The 21,024-nt window shown below is 63.6% G+C and carries 21 protein-coding genes and 2 pseudogenes; 12 read left to right on the top strand and 11 right to left on the bottom strand.

Annotated features, from left to right (window positions below; translation table 11 throughout):
* On the bottom strand, positions 1-204 hold the full coding sequence (locus M5G11_RS11410; protein ID WP_273912971.1) for a twin transmembrane helix small protein: 204 nt from the start codon (positions 202-204) through the stop codon (positions 1-3).
* Positions 205-264: 60 nt separating this feature from the next.
* On the opposite strand from M5G11_RS11410, the gene M5G11_RS11405 reads away from it, so the two are divergent.
* From M5G11_RS11405 to M5G11_RS11385, 5 genes are read left to right on the top strand one after another with little or no spacing between them, the layout of a single operon-like run.
* Entirely contained in the window at positions 265-1,005 is a 741-nt protein-coding gene (locus M5G11_RS11405) for an SURF1 family protein (RefSeq protein WP_273912972.1), read from the top strand.
* Positions 971-1,561 carry a hypothetical protein gene (locus M5G11_RS11400; protein ID WP_273912974.1) on the top strand — a complete coding sequence of 197 codons (591 nt, stop codon included), beginning with the start codon at positions 971-973 and terminating at the stop codon, positions 1,559-1,561. Before M5G11_RS11405 ends, M5G11_RS11400 begins: the two co-directional genes overlap by 35 nt.
* 9 nt (positions 1,562-1,570) lie before the next feature.
* A complete protein-coding gene (locus M5G11_RS11395; RefSeq protein WP_273912975.1) occupies positions 1,571-2,656 on the top strand; it encodes a COX15/CtaA family protein in 1,086 nt (361 codons plus the stop codon).
* Complete coding sequence (gene cyoE / locus M5G11_RS11390; RefSeq protein WP_273912976.1) at positions 2,641-3,540, top strand: heme o synthase; 900 nt, start codon at positions 2,641-2,643, stop codon at positions 3,538-3,540. Before M5G11_RS11395 ends, cyoE begins: the two co-directional genes overlap by 16 nt.
* Entirely contained in the window at positions 3,537-4,169 is a 633-nt protein-coding gene (locus M5G11_RS11385) for an SCO family protein (protein ID WP_273912977.1), read from the top strand. Before cyoE ends, M5G11_RS11385 begins: the two co-directional genes overlap by 4 nt.
* 109 nt (positions 4,170-4,278) lie before the next feature.
* On the opposite strand, the gene M5G11_RS11380 is transcribed toward M5G11_RS11385, so the two are convergent.
* The 3 genes from M5G11_RS11380 to M5G11_RS11370 are packed head-to-tail and all read right to left on the bottom strand — an operon-like array spanning position 4,279 to position 6,788.
* Complete coding sequence (locus tag M5G11_RS11380; RefSeq protein WP_273912978.1) at positions 4,279-5,052, bottom strand: MetQ/NlpA family ABC transporter substrate-binding protein; 774 nt, start codon at positions 5,050-5,052, stop codon at positions 4,279-4,281.
* A gap of 60 nt (positions 5,053-5,112) precedes the next feature.
* Positions 5,113-5,781, bottom strand: coding sequence for a methionine ABC transporter permease (locus tag M5G11_RS11375; protein ID WP_273912979.1), 669 nt, complete (start codon positions 5,779-5,781; stop codon positions 5,113-5,115).
* Positions 5,781-6,788, bottom strand: a complete 1,008-nt coding sequence (locus M5G11_RS11370) for a methionine ABC transporter ATP-binding protein (protein ID WP_273912980.1) — start codon at positions 6,786-6,788, stop codon at positions 5,781-5,783. The genes M5G11_RS11375 and M5G11_RS11370 overlap by 1 nt, the downstream gene beginning before the upstream one ends.
* 208 nt (positions 6,789-6,996) lie before the next feature.
* Between M5G11_RS11370 and katE the strand changes: the two are divergent.
* A pseudogene (katE, locus tag M5G11_RS11365) lies at positions 6,997-9,153 on the top strand (catalase HPII); the annotation flags it as partial.
* Positions 9,154-9,192: 39 nt separating this feature from the next.
* On the opposite strand, the gene M5G11_RS11360 reads toward katE, so the two are convergent.
* The 4 genes from M5G11_RS11360 to zur all read right to left on the bottom strand — a co-directional run bounded on the left by M5G11_RS11360 (position 9,193) and on the right by zur (position 12,088).
* On the bottom strand, positions 9,193-9,906 hold the full coding sequence (locus M5G11_RS11360; protein WP_273912981.1) for a PA5502 family lipoprotein: 714 nt from the start codon (positions 9,904-9,906) through the stop codon (positions 9,193-9,195).
* 145 nt (positions 9,907-10,051) lie between these two features.
* Positions 10,052-10,834 (bottom strand): zinc ABC transporter permease subunit ZnuB, encoded by a 783-nt coding sequence (gene znuB, locus M5G11_RS11355; protein ID WP_273912982.1) that lies wholly within the window; start codon positions 10,832-10,834, stop codon positions 10,052-10,054.
* On the bottom strand, positions 10,827-11,606 hold the full coding sequence (gene znuC, locus M5G11_RS11350; RefSeq protein WP_273912983.1) for a zinc ABC transporter ATP-binding protein ZnuC: 780 nt from the start codon (positions 11,604-11,606) through the stop codon (positions 10,827-10,829). Before znuC ends, znuB begins: the two co-directional genes overlap by 8 nt.
* On the bottom strand, positions 11,606-12,088 hold the full coding sequence (gene zur / locus M5G11_RS11345) for a zinc uptake transcriptional repressor Zur (RefSeq protein WP_273912984.1): 483 nt from the start codon (positions 12,086-12,088) through the stop codon (positions 11,606-11,608). Before zur ends, znuC begins: the two co-directional genes overlap by 1 nt.
* Positions 12,089-12,154: 66 nt before the next feature.
* Between zur and M5G11_RS11340 the strand changes: the two genes are divergently transcribed.
* Positions 12,155-13,078: a zinc ABC transporter substrate-binding protein gene (locus M5G11_RS11340; protein ID WP_273912985.1), complete on the top strand. Its 924-nt coding sequence runs from the start codon at positions 12,155-12,157 to the stop codon at positions 13,076-13,078.
* Between the two features lie 85 nt (positions 13,079-13,163).
* On the opposite strand, the gene M5G11_RS11335 is transcribed toward M5G11_RS11340, so the two are convergent.
* Both M5G11_RS11335 and M5G11_RS11330 read right to left on the bottom strand, forming a co-directional pair.
* Positions 13,164-14,114, bottom strand: a complete 951-nt coding sequence (locus M5G11_RS11335; RefSeq protein WP_273912986.1) for a homoserine kinase — start codon at positions 14,112-14,114, stop codon at positions 13,164-13,166.
* 64 nt (positions 14,115-14,178) lie between these two features.
* Positions 14,179-14,466: a DUF2782 domain-containing protein gene (locus tag M5G11_RS11330; RefSeq protein ID WP_273912987.1), complete on the bottom strand. Its 288-nt coding sequence runs from the start codon at positions 14,464-14,466 to the stop codon at positions 14,179-14,181.
* A 74-nt stretch (positions 14,467-14,540) separates the two neighbouring features.
* Between M5G11_RS11330 and polA the strand changes: the two genes are divergently transcribed.
* Positions 14,541-17,345, top strand: a complete 2,805-nt coding sequence (gene polA / locus M5G11_RS11325) for a DNA polymerase I (RefSeq protein WP_273912988.1) — start codon at positions 14,541-14,543, stop codon at positions 17,343-17,345.
* A 291-nt stretch (positions 17,346-17,636) separates the two neighbouring features.
* Here polA and yihA read toward each other — a convergent pair whose 3' ends face one another.
* Positions 17,637-18,269 (bottom strand): ribosome biogenesis GTP-binding protein YihA/YsxC, encoded by a 633-nt coding sequence (gene yihA / locus M5G11_RS11320; RefSeq protein WP_273912989.1) that lies wholly within the window; start codon positions 18,267-18,269, stop codon positions 17,637-17,639.
* Between the two features lie 204 nt (positions 18,270-18,473).
* Here yihA and M5G11_RS11315 point away from each other — a divergent pair.
* The 4 genes and pseudogenes from M5G11_RS11315 to M5G11_RS11300 all read left to right on the top strand — a co-directional run.
* Positions 18,474-18,687: pseudogene (locus M5G11_RS11315) on the top strand (c-type cytochrome); the annotation flags it as partial.
* 52 nt (positions 18,688-18,739) lie between these two features.
* Positions 18,740-19,357, top strand: coding sequence for a c-type cytochrome (locus M5G11_RS11310; protein ID WP_273912990.1), 618 nt, complete (start codon positions 18,740-18,742; stop codon positions 19,355-19,357).
* 165 nt (positions 19,358-19,522) lie between these two features.
* Positions 19,523-20,155, top strand: a complete 633-nt coding sequence (gene dsbA / locus M5G11_RS11305; RefSeq protein ID WP_273912991.1) for a thiol:disulfide interchange protein DsbA — start codon at positions 19,523-19,525, stop codon at positions 20,153-20,155.
* Between the two features lie 12 nt (positions 20,156-20,167).
* The gene (locus M5G11_RS11300) at positions 20,168-21,022 is read left to right on the top strand and encodes an endonuclease/exonuclease/phosphatase family protein (RefSeq protein WP_273912992.1); all 855 of its coding nucleotides are present in this window, start codon (positions 20,168-20,170) and stop codon (positions 21,020-21,022) included.
* Positions 21,023-21,024: the final 2 nt, after the last annotated feature.

Genomic DNA, 21,024 nt, shown 5'->3' with positions numbered 1-21,024 from the left:
TCACCAGGGGGCCTGGGACACCAGCTGGCCGCTGCAGAACCCCCAGGTGATCAATGCCAGGGTGGCCGCGGCAAGGCTCACCCGGACGGTGAGGGCCTTGAGCAGGCGGGTCGAGTCGCCTTCGTCCTTGACCAGAAAGAACAGGCCGCTGAACAGGCTGGCGATGGTGGCCAGCAACAACACGACAATCGCGGCTTTGAGCATGGGGTTACTCCGGGGGGATGCAATGACCATCAGTATAGCGACTGACCTTGGGGCGGCTGGATGAAGCCGTTTCGCCCAGGCGTGATACCAACCCTGGTGGTGGCCTTGCTGCTGCCGGGGTTGGTTGCGCTGGGCTGCTGGCAGCTGGGTCGCGCCGATCAGAAGCGCACCCTGCTCGATACCTACGCTGAGCGTCAGGCCGCCGAGCCGCTGGGCAGCGTGCAACTGCTCAGCGCAACCGACCCGGCCTACCGTCGCGTGCACCTCTACGGGCGTTTCGATGCCGCGCACAGCCTGCTGCTGGACAACCGCCAGCGCGACGGCCAGGTCGGCGTCGAACTGCTGCAACCCTTCCTCGACCAACCCAGTGGCCAGTGGCTGCTGGTCAATCGCGGCTGGCTGCCCTGGCCGGACCGACGCACGCCCGTGCAGTTCAGCACCCCAGACAGTGCCTTGAGCCTGGATGCCTGGGTGTATGTCTCGCCGGGCACGGCCTTCCAGTTGCACGCCGACCCGCAAGGCGGTCAGTGGCCACGCCTGCTGACCGCGGTCGATGCGGCGCAGCTGTGGCCGCAACTGGGCCGCGAAGGCTTCGCCCATGAGCTGCGCATTGAAGCAGGCCCGGCGAGCTATCGGCTGGAGTGGCCGATTGTGGCCCTGGGCCCGGAAAAACACCTGGGTTACGCCGTGCAGTGGTTTGCCCTGGCGTTAGCCCTGTTCGCGCTTTACCTCTATTTCGGCTGGCATAAGAACAAGGAGAAACCCCATGGGAGCCGTCATGAATCCATCCCGCACCACTAACGTTGCGCCACCGGGACGGGCGCGGGGGCGCCTGCACCTGCTGTTGATCCTGCTGGTGACGCTGGGGCCGATGATCCTCGCCACGGCCATGTACAAGCTGCAGTTCTGGGTGCCGGACGGGCGCAACTACCACGGCGAGATGATCGGCAACGGCCAGACCCGCGCCGACCTCGGCATACCGGCCGAGCAGGACGGCTGGCAGCTGCTGGTCAGCTCGCCCAAGGGCTGCGGCGTGGACTGCCAGCAGCTGGTGTACCTGGCGCGGCAGATCCATATCGGCCTGGCCCGCGATGCCAGCCGGGCCAGCCACGCACTGGCCGTGGCGCAGCCGCTGAGCGCCGAGTACCAGGGCAAGCTTGAACGCGAATACCCGCAGTTGCAGCGTTACACGGTCGACGTGCCGCGCTATGAGGCCTTCACCGGCAACAAGCAGGATGCCCAACTGTGGATCGTCGATCCGCACGGCAACCTGGTGCTGCGCTACGACGCCCGGGTCAAAGGCAAGGACGTGCTCAACGACCTGCGCCACCTGCTCAAGCTGTCCAACATCGGGTAGGAGCGCACCATGGCCAGACCTGGATACCGCCTCGCCGTGTTCGCCACCTTGCTGGCATTGGTCGTCGTGCTGCTCGGTGCCTATACCCGCCTGACCCACGCCGGCCTTGGCTGCCCGGACTGGCCGGGCTGCTACGGCTTTATCAGCGTGCCCAAGACCGAAGCCCAGCTGGCCCATGCTGAACGGCATTACCCGGACACGCCGGTGGAGGCGCACAAGGGCCGCAACGAAATGCTCCACCGCTACTTTGCCGGCACGCTGGCGCTGGTGATCGCCATGCTGGCGGTACAGGCGCTGCGTCGGCATGGGCGTGAAGGCCAGCCGTATCGCCTGCCGCTGCTTTTGCTGGGCGTGGTGTTCGCCCAGGCGGCCTTCGGCATGTGGACGGTGACGCTCAAGCTGTGGCCACAAGTGGTCACGGCGCATTTGCTCGGCGGCTTTGCCACCTTGAGTTTGCTGTTCCTGCTCAGCCTGCGGCTGTCGCGGGCGTTCATGCCGCTGCCGGGTCTGCCATTGCGCCTGCGCAAGCTGGCGGCGCTGGCGTTGCTGCTGGTGATCGGGCAGATCGCCCTGGGTGGCTGGGTCAGTGCCAACTATGCGGCGGTGGCCTGCGTGGACCTGCCGACCTGTCATGGCGAGTGGTGGCCGCAGGCCGATTTTGCCAATGGCTTCCACCTCACCCAGCACATCGGCCCGAACTACCTGGGCGGGCAACTGGACAGCGAAGCGCGCACGGCCATCCACCTGACCCACCGCCTCGGCGCGCTGGTGGTGACCGGCGTGCTGCTGACCCTGGCCTGGCAGCTGCACCATATCGGCCTGCGCCGCCTGGCGCGGCTGGTGCTGCTGGCGCTGGCCGTGCAGGTCGGGCTGGGCATCAGCAACGTGATGTTCGGCCTGCCGCTGCTGGTGGCCGTGGCGCACAACGCTGGCGGTGCCTGCCTGCTGCTGACCCTGGTGCTGGTCAATTACCGTACACGCCTGGCTACCGTGCCCAAGGCACGGCGCGTCAGCCAGGGCTGGCGCCTTACGCCGCTGGTCAGCAGTGGTGGCGTCGTTCATTACCTAGGAGAGAACCCATGGCAACGCTTCTGAGCGCACGCCAGAGCCAGGCCGGATGGCGCGATTACCTTGAACTGACCAAGCCCAAAGTCGTGGTGCTGATGCTGATCACCTCGTTGGTGGGAATGTTCCTGGCCACCCGCGCCGGGGTGCCGTGGACCATATTGGTGTTCGGCAACCTGGGCATCGGTTGCTGCGCGGGCGCGGCGGCGGCGGTCAACCATGTGGTCGACCGGCGTATCGATGCGCTGATGGCGCGTACCCATAATCGACCGCTGGCGCAGGGCCGCGTGGCGCCTGTGGCGGCGTTGACCTTCGCGTTGCTGCTGGCGTTGCTGGGCATGGCGCTGCTGCTGGCATTCACCAATGCGCTGACCGCATGGCTGACCCTGGCTTCGCTGCTGGGCTACGCGGTGATCTACACCGGCTTCCTCAAACGGGCGACGCCGCAGAACATCGTGATCGGCGGCTTGGCCGGCGCGGCGCCGCCGTTGCTGGGCTGGGTGGCAATCAGCGGCCATGTGAGTGCCGAGCCGCTGTTGCTGGTGCTGATCATCTTCGCCTGGACGCCACCGCACTTCTGGGCGCTGGCGATCCACCGCAAGGAGGAATACGCCAAGGCGGACATCCCGATGTTGCCGGTGACCCATGGCGAGCACTACACCAAGGTGCACATCCTGCTGTACACCTGCGTGCTGTTGGCGGTCAGCCTGCTACCCTTCGTCATTCACATGAGCGGGCTGCTGTACCTGGCGTGCGCCGTGCTGCTGGGGGCGCGCTTCCTGCAATGGGCCTGGGTGTTGTACCGTGGCACTCGGCCGCACGCGGCGATCAGGACCTTCAAGTACTCTATCTACTACTTGTTCCTGCTGTTCATCGCGCTGCTTGTAGACCACTACTTACTGTTGAATCTATGACTCGAACCCAGAAAACCGTCTTCATCCTCGTGGCCGTGGTTGCACTGATCCTTGGCCTTACCATCAACAAGGTGCTCAGTGGCCGCAACCAGGGCAACCCGACCGCGCTGATCGATGCCGGGATCATCCTGCTGCCGCAAAGCCGCACGGTGCCGGCGCTGGAGATGACCGACGAGAACGGCCAGCCGCTGAACCTGGATCAACTGACGGGGAAATGGTCGCTGCTGTTCTTTGGCTACACCTACTGCCCGGACATCTGCCCGACTACCTTGGCGCAGTTGCGTCAGGTGAAGAGCGAGTTGCCCAAGGCGGCGGCGGACAAGCTGCAGGTGGTGTTGGTGAGTGTCGACCCGAACCGCGACACGCCGGCTCAGCTCAAGCAGTACCTGGGGTATTTCGACAAGGACTTCCGCGGCCTGACCGGCTCGCTGGAGAACACCCAGAAGCTGGCGAATGCGGTGAGTATTCCGTTTATTCCAGCCGATACCAGCAAGCCGGGCTATACCGTGGACCACAGTGGCAACCTGGCGTTGCTGGGGCCGGACGGCAAACAGCGCGGGTTCATCCGGGCGCCGTTCAATAACCAGAAGCTGGTGGCGCAGTTGCCTGGCCTGGTTGAGCGGGACTAGCTAAAAGCATCGCCGGCAAGGCCGGCTCCCACAGTGGCCGGCATGATGCTGACCTTGTGGGAGCCGGCGTTGCCGGCGACAGGGCCGCAAAGCGGCCCGACAACAACCATCAGAACGCCGGCACGACCGCGCCTTTGTACTTCTCGAGGATGAAGGCTTTCACTTCAGGCGTGTGCAGCGCCGCAATCAGCTTCTTCATCGCCTCGGCATCCTTGTTGTCCTCACGGGCCACCAGAATGTTCACGTACGGCGAGTCGCTGCCTTCAATGACCAGCGCATCCTTGGCCGGGTCCAGCTTGGCTTCCAGCGCGTAGTTGGTGTTGATCAGCGCCAGGTCGACCTGGGTCAGCACGCGCGGGATGGTCGCCGCTTCCAGCTCACGGAACTTCAGGTTCTTGGTGTTCCCGGTGATGTCCTTGACGGTGGACAGGATGTTCTTGTCATCCTTGAGGGTGATCACGCCGGCCTTGTCCAGCAGCAGCAGGGCACGGCCGCCGTTGGTGGCGTCGTTGGGGATCACCACGGTCGCGGTGGCCGGCAATTCTTCGAGCGTCTTGTACTTGCTCGAGTAGGCGCCCAGCGGCTCCAGGTGCACACCGGCAACGCTGACCAGGTGGGTGCCCTTGGCCTTGTTGAACTCATCCAGGTATGGCTGGTGCTGGAAGAAGTTGGCGTCCAGGCGCTTTTCGGCCACTTGCACGTTTGGCTGGATGTAGTCGGTGAAGACCTTCACCTTCAGATCCACACCTTGTTTGGCCAGCGCCGGTTTTACGAACTCGAGGATCTCGGCGTGCGGCACCGGGGTAGCGGCAACGGTCAGGGTCTCGGCCGCCTGGGCAGAGAAGGCCGCGACAGCGGCGACAGCAGCAAGCAGTTTTTTCATCGATCGCTCCTTGAGAGGGCCGTTCTGGCCCTCGAGGCGTCGGCCTGGCCGACGCTGGGGTTACTTACGGGAAAAATGCACAACCAGTTTGTCGCCGACGCTCTGCAGTACCTGAACCAGGATCAGCAGCAGCACCACGGTGACGATCATCACGTCGGTCTGGAAACGCTGGTAGCCGAAGCGGATCGCCAGGTCGCCCAGGCCGCCCGCGCCCACCACACCGGCCATCGCGGTGTACGACACCAGGGTGATGGCGGTCACGGTAATGGCCGCGAAAATGCCCGGCCGCGCTTCCGGCAGCAAGGCGTTGGTGATGATCTGCCGGGTGGTCGCGCCCATCGACTGGGTGGCTTCGATGATGCCGCGGTCCACTTCCCGCAGCGCGGTTTCCACCAGGCGCGCGAAGAACGGTGTGGCACCGACCACCAGGGGCGGAATCGCACCGGCCACGCCCAGCGAGGTGCCGGTGATCAGCACAGTGATCGGGATCATCACGATCAGCAGGATGATGAACGGCAGCGAGCGCAGGATGTTGACCACCAGCGACAGCAGCGCATACACGCCCTTCTGTTCGAACAGCTGGCGCGGGCCGCAGAGGAACAGCAGCACACCCAACGGCAGGCCGAGCAGCACGGTGAAGAACAGCGAGCCACCGAGCATGATCATGGTGTCGACGGTGGCCAGCCAGATTTCGGCCCAGTCGACGTTGGCGAAGTAACTCAGGTCCATTAACGCAATACCTCCATATGAACATCAGCCGCCTTGAAGCAGGTAAACGCCGCTTCCATGTCGCCGCCAGTGATGGCGAGGGTCAGCTGCCCATACGGGGTGTCCTTGATGCGGTCGATACGCCCGGCCAGGATGCTGTAATCCACCCCGGTCTCACGGGCCACAGTGCCCAGCAGCGGTGCGTAGGTGGCATCGCCCTGGAAGGTCAGGCGCACGATGCGCCCGGGAACGTGGGCGAAGTCGTCGCGCTGTTCGTTTTCATCGACCTGCTCGTCCTCTTGGACGAAGCGCTTGGTGGTCGGGTGCTTGGGGTGCAGGAACACCTCGGCCACCGTGCCTTGCTCGACGATGTGCCCGGCGTCCATCACGGCCACCTGGTCGCAGACACGGCGGATCACGTCCATCTCGTGGGTGATCAGCACGATGGTCAGCTTCAGCTCGCGGTTGATCTCGGCCAGCAGTTGCAGGACCGAGGCCGTGGTTTGCGGGTCGAGGGCACTGGTGGCCTCGTCACACAGCAAAATTTTCGGCTGGGTGGAGAGTGCGCGGGCAATGCCGACGCGCTGCTTCTGGCCACCGGACAGCTGCGCCGGGTACTTCTTCGCGTGCTCGGACAGGCCGACGCGGGCCAGCAGCTCGTTGACGCGCTGGTCGATGGCTTTGCGCGACAGCTCGCCGGCCAGGATCAATGGCAGCGCGACGTTGTCGGCGACGGTCTTGGAGGCCAGCAGGTTGAAGTGCTGGAAGATCATCCCGACCTGCTGGCGGAAGCGCCGCAGGTGGTTGGCGTCGAACGCGGTGACGTCTTCACCGTCGACGATGATCTTGCCGCCGCTTGGGGCTTCCAGACGGTTGATCAGGCGCAGCAGGGTACTTTTCCCGGCACCCGAATGGCCGATCAGGCCGAACACCTGGCCGTCTTCGACGCGCAGGCTGGTCGGGTGCAGCGCGGGGATATCCTTACCGGCGACGCGGTAGGTTTTATGGACTTGTTGAAACTCGATCACGTAGCGAACCTTGTGGGGCGCATGGAAATTGGGTCAGCGGTTAGCCGGGCCGCGCATTTTAGCCTGTTCGTATAGAGGTTCTTAGCATTTATTTCGCCTTTGACCAATGCTGCTGGAATAACGCGATCAGTGGTCACATTCAATGGAGCGCTCCGTACGGCCCTTCAGTCACTAGCAGAACAAGCCCTGGACGGGCACCGCGACGACTGATGAGGAGAGCAGACCCATGCCCAGCAAGAAGAATGCGCCCAAGGAAAGCCAACTCGCCGGCACCCAGACACCCGACCGGGCCAACACCAACGCCAAGCTGCAAAGCCTCGAAGCCTTTCGCAGTGACGCCACCGGCCAGGCCTTGCGAACCAACCAGGGGGTGAAGGTAGCCGACAACCAGAACTCGCTGAAGGCGGGGGACCGCGGCCCTTCGCTGCTTGAAGATTTCATCATGCGCGAGAAGATCACGCATTTCGACCATGAGCGCATCCCGGAACGGATTGTTCATGCCCGGGGTACCGGCGCCCACGGCTTTTTCCAGCCCTACGCCGCGCATGCGGCGTTGACCAAGGCGGGCTTTCTGCAGGACCCGGAGAAGATCACGCCAGTATTCGTGCGGTTCTCCACCGTGCAGGGGCCGCGCGGCTCAGGGGACACGGTGCGGGATGTGCGCGGCTTTGCGGTGAAGTTCTTCACTGACGAAGGCAATTTCGACCTGGTCGGCAACAACATGCCGGTGTTCTTTATCCAGGATGCGATCAAGTTTCCCGACTTCGTGCACGCGGTGAAGCCTGAGCCGCACAACGAGATGCCGACGGGCGGCTCGGCTCACGACACCTTCTGGGACTTCGTCTCGCTGGTGCCGGAGTCGGCCCACATGGTGATGTGGGCGATGTCCGACCGGGCGATTCCGAAAAGCCTGCGGACCATGGAAGGCTTTGGTGTGCACACCTTCCGCCTGATCAACGCCAAGGGCGAGGCCAACTTCGTCAAGTTCCACTGGAAACCCAAGCAGGGCGTGCTGTCGCTGCTGTGGGACGAGGCGCAGAAGCTGGCCGGCAAGGATGCGGACTTCCATCGCCGCGACTTGTGGGAGGCCATTGAAACCGGCAATTACCCCGAGTGGGAATTCGGTGTGCAGATCGTCCCGCAAGCCGATGAGCATAAATTCGACTTCGACCTGCTTGATCCGACCAAGCTCATTCCCGAGGAGCTGGTGCCAGTAACCCCGCTCGGGCGCATGGTGCTCAACCGCAACCCGGACAACTTCTTCGCCGAGACCGAGCAGGTTGCCTTCTGCCCTGGGCATATCGTGCCTGGCATCGACTTTTCCAACGACCCGCTGCTGCAAGGGCGCTTGTTCTCCTACACCGATACGCAGATCAGCCGGCTGGGCGGGCCGAACTTCCATGAGATCCCGATCAACCGCCCCTTGGCCGCGAACCACAATGGCCAGCGCGACGCCCAGCATCGGGTGACCCTGGACAAGGGGCGCGCCGCCTACGAACCCAACTCCATCGATGCCGGTTGGCCCAAGGAAACCCCGGCAGCCGCTGAGGACGGCGGATTCGAGTCGTACCCGGAGCGCATCGAGGCGCACAAGGTTCGTCAACGCAGCCCGTCCTTTGCCGACCACTTCTCCCAGGCGCGCTTGTTCTTTCAGAGCATGAGCCCGACCGAGCAGGAGCACATCATTGCTGCCTACAGCTTCGAGCTGGGCAAGGTCGAGCGCGAGCACATCCGCGCGCGTGAGGTGAATGAGGTGTTGGCCAATATCGACCTGAAGCTGGCCAGGCGTGTGGCCGCCAACCTCGGCCTGCCCGCGCCCAAGGCCGCGACGGTCAAGGAGCAGGCGCTGACGCTCAAGGCTTCGCCGGCCCTGAGCCAGATGAACCTGCTGGGCTCGGGCATCAAGGGCCGCAAGGTGGCGGTGCTGGTTGCCGACGGGGTGGAGGCGGACCTGCTCGACAGCCTGGTCAAGGCATTGCAGGCCGAGAGTGCCGCCATCAAGCTGCTGGGCCCAAGTTCGGCGCCGGTGACGACTAGCTCCGGTCAGCCGCTGGCGGTGGATGCTTCGATGGAGGGCCTGCCGTCGGTGGCCTTCGATGCGGTCTGGGTGGCGGGCGGCAAGGCTGCCCTCAAGGCCTTGAGCGGCGATGGCACTGCGGTGCACTTCGTGTTGGAGGCCTACAAGCACCTCAAGCCCATTGGCGGCGATAGCGATGCACAGGGCTGGTTCGACAGCCTGCACCTGAAGGCTGACAGCGGCCTGCTCAGCGGCAGCGACAAGAAGGCCTACAAGGCCTTTGTCAGCGCCATCGGCAAGCATCGGGTGTGGAAGCGAGAGGCGGCAGCCAAGGCAGTGCCGGCGTGACGGACGTGTCGGGTGCCCGTGGCCGGGCACCCGAGGGTGTCACTCGCTGCGGCGTGGCGTCAGGACCACCTGGGCCGGTTGGTTGCGATGGATCTCGTGCAGTTGCTTCAGGTCGAAGTTGGCGTCGCGCTTGTGCACGCGCTTGCTCAGCAAGGTCGACAGCCACGGGTAGTCCTGGGTGCGTGGCACCTGGAAGACCACGTCGCACTGGTAGTTCACGACATCGGTGGCAATGTCGTCCAGCTGGCGGCGCAGATCAGCGATCTTGTTGATCTTCAGGGCAATGACAGTGCTCGGCGCCGTCGGGTCGATGACCTTGGCTTGCGGCCGGGCTTCGGCAGCCTTCAGCGCGGCTTCGGCCTTGTCCAGCTCATCCTTGCGGGCCTGGGCGATGGCGCCATTGACCCCACCGGTCAGCGCCGGTGCCTTGGGCATCAGGGCACGGGCGCGGCTCAGCGCGGTGGCGGCGGCATTCACATCGCCCTTCTGCAGGACGATCTGGCTGCGTTGCAGGTAGGCTTCGGCCAGCTGGCGCTGGAATTGCTCGACACGCGCATCATTGGGCGACTTGGCCTGCAAGTCGGCCAGTTGGTCTTCGGCGGTGGCCAGCTCGCTGCTGGCGATGCTTTGGTCAAGCTGCTGCCAGGCGTCTGGCGTAACAGGTGTGGCGGTATCTGCCGGCTTGCTTGAGCAAGCGGCCAGCACCAGCGAAAACGCGGCAAGGAGCAGATAACGGGAGGTAAACGGCTTCATTCCTGCGACTCTCTATTTGCGCAAAAAGCGAGCAAGTCTACACCCAGTCCGCTGGCTCGAAAAACATTCTTCCCGCTACGGACACGATAAAAATGTCGCAGGGCGCGACCACCGTCGGTGGCACCCTGCGCGAGATCGGGGCGGATCAACGTCGCGGCAGTGCCAGGCTCACCAAGAATAGCACCGCTGCACAGACCACGATTGACGGGCCGGCCGGGGTGTCCTTGAACCACGACAGGGCCAGGCCGCTGCACACCGCCACCACGCCGATCAGGCTGGCGCCCAGGGCCATCTGCTCCGGCGAGCGGGCGTGGCGTTGGGCGGCAGCAGCGGGGATGATCAGCAGCGAGGTGATCAACAGCACGCCGACGATCTTCATCGCCACGGCGATCACCACGGCGATCAGCAGCATCAGTGCCAGGCGCAGCCCGGCCACCGGCAGCCCTTCGACCCGGGCCAGTTCCTCGTGCACGGTGACCGCCAGCAGCGGGCGCCACAGGGCGACCACCAGCAGCAGCACGACGGCGCTGCCACCGAGGATCCACGCAAGGTCGCCGGGGCTGATCGCCAGCAGGTCGCCGAACAGGTAGGCCATCAGGTCGATGCGCACATCGTGCATGAAGCTCAGGGCCACCAGGCCCAGCGACAGCGTGCTCGGCGCGAGGATCCCCAGCAGGGTGTCCGAGGCCAGCGGCTGGCGCTGCTGCAAGGTCACCAGGAGGATGGCCAGCAACAGGCAGCCGACGGTTACCGCCAGCGCCGGGCTGACGTCCAGGGCGAAGCCCAGGGCCACGCCCAGCAGCGCGGCATGCGACAGGGTGTCGCCGAAATAGGCCATGCGCCGCCAGACCACGAACGACCCCAGCGGGCCGGCCACCACGGCCAGGGACAAACCTGCGAGCAGGGCGTAGAGCAGGAAATCAGCCATGCTTGCAGTGGTCTCCGTGGACGTGGCCGTCTTGGGCCGGGGTGACCACCGAGCCGTGCAGGTCGTGGGCGTGGTCGTGATGATGGTGGTAGATCGCCAGGCTTGGCGCGTGATTGCCGAACAGCTCGACGAACGCCGGGTCGCCGCTGACCTGCTCCGGGTGGCCGGAACAGCACACGTGACGGTTGAGGCAGACCACCTGGTCGGTGGTGCTCATCACCAGGTGCAGGTCGTGGGAGACCATCAATACACCGCAGCCATGGCGGTCGCGCAGGCGGGTAATCAGGCTGTAGAGCTCGGCCTGGCCGGCGACGTCGACGCCCTGCACGGGCTCGTCGAGTACCAGTAGTTCAGGTTCGCGCAGCAGCGCACGGGCCAGCAGCACTCGCTGCATCTCGCCGCCGGAAATGTTCTGGATCGGGCTGTCGATGACCTGCTCGGCGCCCACTTCATTCAGCGCAGACAGTGCCATGGCGCGGTCGACACCCGGCACCAGGCGCAAGAAGCGCAGCACTGACAGGGGCAACGTCGGGTCGACCTGAAGTTTTTGCGGCATGTAGCCGATGCGCAGCTTGGGTTTGCGCCAGACGCTGCCGCTGTCGGGCTTCAACAGGCCGAGCACGGCGCGCACCAGGGTGGTCTTGCCGGCGCCGTTGGGGCCGATCAGGGTGACGATCTGCCCCGGCTCCACACTCAGGTCGATACTGTCGAGGATGGCCTGGCCGGCGAAGGCCACGCCGACCCGCTCCAGGCGAATCAACGGGTTGTTCATCATGCGCTCCGGCAAGTGCCGCACAGACCGACGACTTCCACGGTCTGGGTTTCGACGCTGAACCCCACTTCGCTGGCACTGGCGACGATGGCATCGCTGATGCTCAGCTGTTCCAGCTCGATGGCGACATGGCAATTGCGGCAGATCAGGAACTGGCCCTGGTGGGCGTGCTCCGGGTGGCTGCAGCCCATGAAGGCGTTGAGCGAAGCGATGCGGTGGACCAGGCCGTTCTCGAGGAGGAAATCCAGCGCCCGATAAACGGTAGGGGGCGCGGCGCGGCGGCCGTCCTGCTCGCTCAGCACACCGAGGATGTCGTAGGCGCCCAGCGGCTTGTGGCTCTGCCACACCAGTTCCAGCACGCGGCGGCGCAGGGCGGTCAGGCGCAGGCCTTTCTGCGCGCACAAGGCATCGGCCTCGGACAAGGCGCTATGCACGCAATGGGAGTGATCGTGAGGGCGGTTGGCCAGCGGTGTAATGGGCATGGGCAGCGACGGTTCTGTGGAGAGACGTTATTATGTTACCTGTTCCTGGCCCATCGAGTGATTGTCGTGTCCCGATTTTTTGCCCTTTTTGTCGCTTTTGCCGCTGCGCTGGCTGTTCTGCCACCTGCGCAGGCTGAGGTTCGCGTACTCACCAGCATCCAGCCGCTGCAGCTGATTGCCGCTGCCGTGCAGGACGGTGTGGGTAAACCTGAGGTCTTGCTGCCGCCCGGTGCATCGCCGCATCACTACGCTTTGCGCCCTTCCGACGTACGGCGTGTGGCTGAAGTCGACCTGCTGTACTGGATCGGCCCGGACATGGAAGGCTTCCTGCCACGGGTACTGAGCACCCGCAGCAAGCCGAGCGTGGCGTTGCAGGGTATTCCCGGCTTGCAACTGCGCCATTTTGGCGAGGACAGCCATTCCCATGATGAAGATGACGGGGATGACCACGATCATGATCACCGCCCGGGCAGCCTGGATGCGCATTTGTGGTTGTCGTCGGTCAACGCCCGGGTGATTGCCGCGAAAATGGCCAGCGACCTGAGCGCCGCCGACCCGGCCAATGCCGCGCGTTACCAGAGCAACCTGCAGGCCTTCGACGCCCGTCTGGATGCGCTGGACCAGCGTTTGAAGGCGCGCATGGCGGGTGTGTCCGACAAGCCGTTCTTTGTCTTCCATGAGGCGTTCGACTATTTCGAGTCGACCTATGGGCTCAAGCACACCGGTGTGTTCAGTGTGGCGGCCGAAGTACAGCCCGGCGCCCAACATGTGGCGGCGATGCGCAAGCGCTTGCAGGAAGTCGGCAAGACCTGCGTGTTCAGTGAGCCGCCGCTGCGCCCGCGCCTGGCAGACACCTTGACCGCCGGTTTGCCGGTGACGCTGGCGGAGCTGGATGCATTGGGCGGGACACTGCCGGTGAACGCCCAAGGCTATGAGCAGTTGCTGGAAAACCTGGGGAATGGCCTGGCCGGCTGCCTCGAAAAACTCTGAAGGCCTCATCGCGGGACCAGCCCGCTTCCACAGGTGTTTTGAGGCACCCTGTGGGAGCGGGCTGGTCCCGCGATGCTTTTAGGGCCTACAAGGCAAACGGCAGGACAATCGCCACCTGCTGACGTGCCGCCAGCTTCACCTCGAACTCCGCCGGGTCGTGAATCATCACGTCCATCCCGGCGAACGATTCGGCGGCAATCAAGCGTGACAGCCAGAAGCGCACACAGGCCACCCGCAGCATCAGCGGCCACAACTCGGCCTCTGTCGCGGTGAACGCCCGGCGTGCCGCATAGGCGCCCAGCAAGGCGCGAGCCAGCGCACCATCGATCTTCCCGGCCTCGTCGCAGCACCAGTCATTCAAGGTGATCGCCACGTCGTACAGCATCGGCCCGGAACAAGCATTGTAGAAGTCGATCAGCCCGGTCAGGTGAGTGCCTTCGAACATCACGTTGTCGCGGAACAGGTCGCCGTGCAGGTTGGCCCGTGGCAACCCGAGGATCTGCGCCTTGTGCTCGGCAATCTCGCCCAGGCAACCCTGCAGCAGGCCTTGCTGCTCGGCCGTCAGGCGCGGCATCAGCTCGGCGCCGGTCTCCAGCATCCAGTCCAGGCCACGGTCAGTCTTGCGCTCCAGGACCTTGTTGCGGGTCGCCACATGCAGGTGCCCGAGCAAGTCGCCGACCTGTGCGCAATGCTGGGTATTGGGCACCTTGATGTGCTTGCCCGACAGGCGCGGCTGCAACAGCGCCGGCTTGCCGGCCAGCTCACGCAGGGCCACACCGTCGGTGGTGCGCAGCGCGTAAGGCACCGGCAGGTCGTCCTCGTGCAGCACATCGAGCAGTTCGATGAAGAACGGCAGGTCCTGGATCGGCCCGCGTTCGACCAGTGTCAGAACGAACTCACCCTGTTCGAGGCTGACGAAGAAGTTGCTGTTCTCGGTACCGGCGGCAATGCCTTGGAAGTCCCGCAGGCGACCCAGTCCATAGGGCGCCAGAAAGGTTTCCAGCTCAGGCCGGGTCAGTGGGGTGAAGACAGACATGGTCAAAAACTGCTCATTCGGGCGCAGCCATGCAGCTGCGCCGGGTTGATGGAAAAGGTCCTTTCTACCACTCGAAGATCTTCCAGGACGGGATCAGCATATCCGGTTGGTCGGAACGAATGAAGTTGGCGTCCGTCCCATCGGCGCGTACCAGGAAGTACGGCTTGCCGCCTTTGGGGGTGACCTTGATTGCATACAGGAAACCGTTCTGGCGGTATTCCTGGATAGTTTTGTCGCCTTCCTGGCGAATGGTGACATCCGGATCGGCCGAAGGCGCTTCATCCGCGGCAAACGCTGCAAGCGGTGCGGTAGCCAGGAGGCCGAGCAGCAACAGGCGATTTACTGTACGCATGATAACCTTGTCCCTTTGTCGTCAATGTTCCGGACATTCTAGCGCCGGGCCCGCCGAAAAGGTTGATTCTGCTCATGAGCCAAGCTCCCCTCGTCCTGGTGGACGGTTCTTCCTACCTCTACCGCGCCTTTCACGCGCTGCCGCCGCTGACCACGTCCAAAGGGTTGCCGACCGGTGCGGTGAAAGGCGTGTTGAACATGCTCAAGAGCCTGCGCCGGCAGTACCCGGAGAGCCTGTTTGCCGTGGTTTTCGACGCCAAAGGCGGCACGTTCCGCGATGAAATGTACGCCGAATACAAAGCCAACCGCCCAAGCATGCCCGACGACCTGCGCGTGCAGGTCGAGCCGCTGCATGCCAGCGTGCGTGCCCTGGGCTACCCGCTGCTGTGTGTAGAAGGCGTCGAGGCCGACGACGTGATCGGTACCCTGGCGCGCAGCAGCGCGGCGGCCGGGCGCCCGGTGATCATCTCCACCGGTGACAAGGACATGGCCCAGCTGGTCGATGGCCACGTCACCCTGGTCAACACCATGACCGGCAGCGTGATGGACATCGAGGGCGTGAAAGAGAAATTCGGCGTTGGTCCCGAGCACATCATCGACTTCCTCGCCCTGATGGGCGACAAGGTCGACAACATTCCCGGCGTGCCAGGGGTGGGCGAGAAAACCGCCGTCGGCCTGCTGACCGGCATTGGTGGCGGCCTGCGCGAGCTGTACGAGAACCTCGACAAGGTGCCCGCCCTGCCGATTCGTGGTGCCAAGACCCTGCCCGCCAAGCTCGAAGAACACCGTGACGCGGCGTTCCTGTCCTACGAGCTGGCCACCATCAAGCTGGATGTGGCCCTGGACGTCGAAGTCGATGCGCTGGTCTGCGCCGAGCCTGACCGCGATGCGCTGCTGGCGCTGTACACCGAGATGGAATTCAAGAGCTGGGTCGACGAGATCCAGCGCGACAACAAGCGCGCTGAACTGGCGGCGCCCGCAGTGAAGGTCGACGCGCCGGCCGCTGCTGTCGAAGTGGCGGTTGCCAGCGCCCCGCAGCCTACCGAAACCCGCTACGAAACCATCCTCGATCAGGCCCGTTTCGACGCGTGGCTGGCCAAGCTGCAAGCCGCCGAGCTGTTTGCCTTCGACACCGAAACCACTGGCATCGACGCCCAGCAGGCGCAGCTGGTCGGTGTGTCGTTCGCCGTGCAGTCCCATGAAGCGGCCTATATCCCGTTGGCCCACAACTACCTCGGTGCACCGCAGCAACTGGACCGCGACAGCGTCCTGCGGGCGCTGAAGCCGCTGCTGGAAGACCCGAACAAGCTCAAGGTCGGCCAGCACGCCAAGTTCGACATGAACATCCTGGCCAACTGCGCGCTGGGCGGTAACCCGGACGATGGCATCACCGTGCGCGGTATCGCCTTCGACACCATGCTCGAATCCTACGTGTTGAACTCCACGGCGATCCGTCATGACATGGACAGCCTGGCGCTCAAGTACCTCGACTACACCACCACCAGCTTCCAGGACATCGCCGGCAAGGGCGCCAAGCAGCTGACCTTTGACCAGATCCCGCTGGAACAGGCCGGCCCCTACGCTGCTGAAGACGCCGACATCACCCTGCGCCTGCACCAGACCCTGAACGCGAAGCTGGCTGAGATCCCGAGCCTGGCCAGCGTGTTGACCGATATCGAGATGCCCTTGGTGCCGGTGCTGGCGAAGATCGAGCGCCAGGGTGCGCTGGTCGATGCCGACCTGCTCAAGGTGCAGAGCGGTGAGCTGGGCGACAAGATGGCGGCGCTGGAAGCCGAAGCGCTGGAGATTGCCGGTGAGCCGTTCAACCTGGGCTCGCCCAAGCAACTGGGCGCCATCCTCTATGACAAGTTCGGCCTGCCAGTACTGAAGAAGACTGCCAAAGGCCAGCCGTCCACCGCTGAAGACGTGCTTGAGGCCTTGGCCGAAGAAGGCTATCCGCTGCCCAAGGTACTGATGCAGTACCGCTCCATGAGCAAGCTGAAAAGCACCTACACCGACCGTCTGCCAGAGCAGATCAACCCGCGCACCGGGCGTATCCACACCTCTTATCACCAGGCTGTCGCGGCCACTGGCCGGCTGTCTTCCAGCGACCCGAACCTGCAGAACATCCCGGCGCGTACCGCTGAAGGGCGGCGCATTCGCCAGGCGTTCGTCGCCCCCCAGGGCTACAAGCTGCTGGCGGCGGACTATTCGCAGATCGAGCTGCGCATCATGGCCCACCTGTCCCGTGACGAAGGCCTGCTCTCGGCCTTCCGCGAAGGCCTGGACGTGCACACGGCCACGGCGGCCGAGGTGTTCAAGGTCGAACTGGGCGAGGTGACCTCGGACATGCGCCGCAGCGCCAAGGCGATCAACTTCGGCCTGATCTATGGCATGGGCGCGAAAAAACTCGGCAAGGACATCGGCGTCGACACCAAGGTCGCCAAGGCCTACATCGACGAATACTTTGCCCGCTACCCAGGGGTGCGCGAGTACATGGAGCGCACCCGCAAGCAGGCGGCGGACCAGGGCTATGTGGAAACCCTGTTCGGGCGTCGCCTGTACCTGCCGGCGATCAACTCCAACAAGCCGCAGGAGCGCGCTGGCGCCGAGCGCACGGCGATCAACGCGCCGATGCAGGGCACGGCGGCGGACATCATCAAGCGTGCAATGGTGGCAGTGGATAATTGGCTGACCGAATCCGGGCTCGATGCCCGGGTCATTCTCCAGGTACACGATGAATTGGTCCTGGAAGTACGCGAGGACCTGATCGACCAGGTGCGCGAAGCGATCCGCCCGCACATGAGCGGTGCCGCGCAACTCGACGTGCCGCTGGTGGTGGATGTGGGCGTGGGCGCGAACTGGGATGAGGCGCACTAAATAGAGGGCATGCGCCGCGGCATATCGTCGCGGCAAAACCTCTGGCAGGAGGCCACTAGTGCCGAAAGTTTTCAGCTTTATCGCAAATAGTTGCTAATGCTTTGGAACTAAACCGGTGAACCACGACTCAGAGTAACTGAATGGCTGGTGAAGCCCTTCGATGCTCCTATGTTGTGTTAAGTGTTGGCAGATATCTGGACCCCGCCCTAGCGGTCCGGACTTGGACCCCGAACTTCCCCCTCCCCATACGAAGTCCGGGGTTTTTTTTGCCCGCGATTTGGCGGGCAGCCCTTATTCTGCGGGCTTGTCAGCCAGTTCCATCCAGCGCGCGAGCACTGTGTAGGCCTCTTCCAGGCCTTGGCGTTTTGGCGCCGAGAACAGCTGGATGGTCACGCTGTCGCCCCAGCCTTTGCGAATTTCCGCCTGCACTTTGAGCAGGGTGTTCTTCGCTGCGCCGTAGGTCAGCTTGTCGGCTTTGGTCAGCAGGATGTGCATCGGCATGCCGCTGGCCCGGGACCAATCGAGCATCATCATGTCGAAATCGGTCATCGGGTGGCGCACGTCCATCATCAGGATCAGGCCTTTGAGCGCTTCACGGCTGCCCAGGTAGGCTTCCAGGTGACGCTGCCAGTGCTGCTTGAGCGGAATCGGCACCTTTGCATATCCGTAGCCCGGCAGGTCGACCAGACGCCGTTCATCGTCCAGACTGAAGAAGTTCAACAGCTGAGTGCGCCCCGGGGTTTTCGAGGTGCGCGCGAGGCTCGCATGGGTCAGGGTGTTGAGGGCGCTGGACTTGCCGGCATTGGACCGGCCCGCGAAGGCGACTTCATAACCCTGGTCTTCCGGGCACTGGTCGACTTTGGCGGCGCTGATGGCGAACTTGGCCTGTTGGCAAAGACCGAGGATGGGGTTTTTGACTTGCATTGGATTTCCGGTTGGGCGTTGCGCGAGAAGGTCTCGGCAAGGGGTGTCGTTTCCGTTTCAGCAACGGGAGTATATAATGCCTTAAATTTTGTGTGCGCATTATCCCAGCGTAGGAGCATGTGCACGGGGGCTGTCGAACCAAGCTTGCGCAGTAGAACGCAGTGCATCCCCCAACCCTGAAAGCGTCATTCGCCGTCTGAATGGCTGCTTGTTTACGGTGACTTGGTAGCGTTTCAGCGCTCAGGCAACAGAGGATCCCCAGGCAGTGTACAAGCGAGCCTATGCCGCTTGCCATGCCGGGTAGCGCAGGATCGATGACCAGCGCCAGGTCACTCAGGGTTTCAAGGCTATGCCACAGCGTGGATTGTGCATGGACTGCAGTGCCGAGGACCAGCCGTCAATCATCCAGAGGATGAACGGGCAGTCCCGATACATAACTCTTTCACCCTTAGCCGTAGTTGGATTAGCTGATGAACAAACTACTCGTGAGTCTGCTGTTGACCTTGGGCGTCACAGGTGTTGCCCACGCTGCCGGTAATATCGTCGGCGATGCTGCTGCCGGTCAGGCCAAAACCGCCGTTTGTGGCGCTTGTCACAATCCGGACGGCAATAGCCTGGCACCGAACTTCCCTAAACTTGCAGGCCAGGGTGAAAGGTACCTGGGTAAACAATTGCACGATATCAAGTCGGGCAAGCGCACCGTGCTGGAAATGACCGGCATGCTGACTGCCTTCAACGAGCAGGACCTGGCCGATATCGCGGCCTACTTCGCTAGCCAGAAAGGCAGCGTGGGGGCAGCTGACCCGAAACTGGTCGAGCGTGGCAAGGCTCTGTTCAATGGCGGCGACCTGGCCAAGGGCCTGCCGGCCTGTACCGGTTGCCATTCGCCCAACGGCGCGGGTCTTGCGGTCGCGGGCTTCCCGCACCTGGGCGGCCAGCACTCGACGTACGTGACCAAGCAGTTGACCGACTTCCGTGAAGGCAACCGCACCAACGATGGCGACGCGATGACCATGCGTTCCATCTCTGCCAAGCTCTCCAACAAAGACATCGAAGCGCTGGCCAGCTACATCCAGGGCCTGCATTGATGCCGCTGTTAACGCTGCGTTAATCGTTGCAACGCAAACATGAAAAGGGCGGCCATGGCCGCCCCTTTTTCTGCCCGCTGCCGTTACACTAACGAACTCGGACCCCCTCGGCCTGTCACAGTGCAGGTTGCGACGAGGTGACCAATGACTGCTCAGGAGTAAAGCATGCGTAATCTGATTCTCAGCGCTGCGCTGGTGGCTGCCAGTGCCTTCGGTATGACCGCCCAGGCTGCAGAGCCAATTGCATCTGGCAAGGAATATATCGAGCTGAGCAACCCGGTGCCGGTCTCGGTGCCTGGCAAGATCGAAGTCGTGGAGCTGTTCTGGTACGGCTGCCCGCATTGCTACCACTTCGAACCGACCATCAACCCATGGGCCGAAAAACTGCCCAAGGACGTCAACTTCAAGCGCGTTCCGGCCATGTTCGGCGGCCCGTGGGACGCTCACGGCCAGATGTTCCTGACCCTCGAAGCCATGGGCGTCGAGCACAGCGTTCACGCTGCCGTCTTCGACGCCATCCAGAACCAGCGCAAGCAATTGACCAAGCCTGGTGACATGGCCGACTTCCTCGCCACCCAGGGCGTGGACAAGGACAAGTTCCTCGCCACCTTCAACTCCTTCGCCATCAAGGGCCAGGTGCAGCAGGCCAAGGAACTCGCCAAGAAGTATGAAATCACCGGCGTGCCAGCCATGGTCGTCAACGGCAAGTACCGCTTCGACCTGGGCACCGCTGGCGGTCCTGAAGGCGTACTGAACGTCGCTGACCAGCTGATCGCCAAGGAACGCGCCGCGAAGTAAGCGGCGAACCCCATGCGCCGCTGGCGAACAGAGCGTGGCATTGGCCTGCATGAACCGCAGGTCAATGAACATCACGTGCAGGCCAACGGCCTGCCGGCAGATGGTCGTCTGCGCCTGCTCAGTTTCAATATCCAGGTGGGTATCAGCACCGAGCGTTACCGGCACTACCTGACCCGTAGTTGGCAGCACCTGCTGCCCAACACCGGGCGTGCCGGCAACCTGCAGAAGATCGGTGACCTGCTCGGCGACTTCGACCTGGTGGCCCTGCAGGAGGCCGACGGTGGCAGCCTGCGCTCGGGCTACGTCAACCAGGTCGAGCACCTGGCCCAGTTGGGTGCTTTTCCTTACTGGTACCAGCAGCTCAATCGCAACCTTGGCCGCCTGGCCCAGCACAGCAATGGCGTGCTCAGCCGCCTCAAACCGCAACTGCTCGAAGATCACCCCCTGCCCGGCCCTGCCGGTCGCGGAGCGATCCTGGTGCGCTTTGGCGAAGGCGAAGACGCCCTGGTGGTGGTAATGATGCACTTGGCCTTGGGTGCACGCACCCGCGCGCGCCAGCTTGCCTACATCCGCGAGTTGATTGGCGGCTACCGCCATCAGGTGCTGATGGGCGACATGAACACCCACGCCAGCGACCTGCTGCAACACTCGCCCTTGCGTGATCTGGGGCTGATTGCCCCGCAAGTGGAGGCCACGTTCCCCAGCTGGAGACCACAGCGCTGCCTGGATCACATCCTGCTCAGCCCGAGCCTGACCCTGGAACGCGTGCAAGTGCTGGCCCAGCCGATCTCCGATCATCTACCGGTCGCGGTTGAGATTCGTTTGCCTGATGCCCTGACTGTCGATACATTTCCGGTCTTGCGTTAGTC

Origin of the sequence: Pseudomonas fontis (assembly GCF_028656955.1) — a bacterium.
Taxonomy (GTDB): domain Bacteria; phylum Pseudomonadota; class Gammaproteobacteria; order Pseudomonadales; family Pseudomonadaceae; genus Aquipseudomonas; species Aquipseudomonas fontis.
This window is presented reverse-complemented; position numbering and strand designations above follow the sequence as displayed.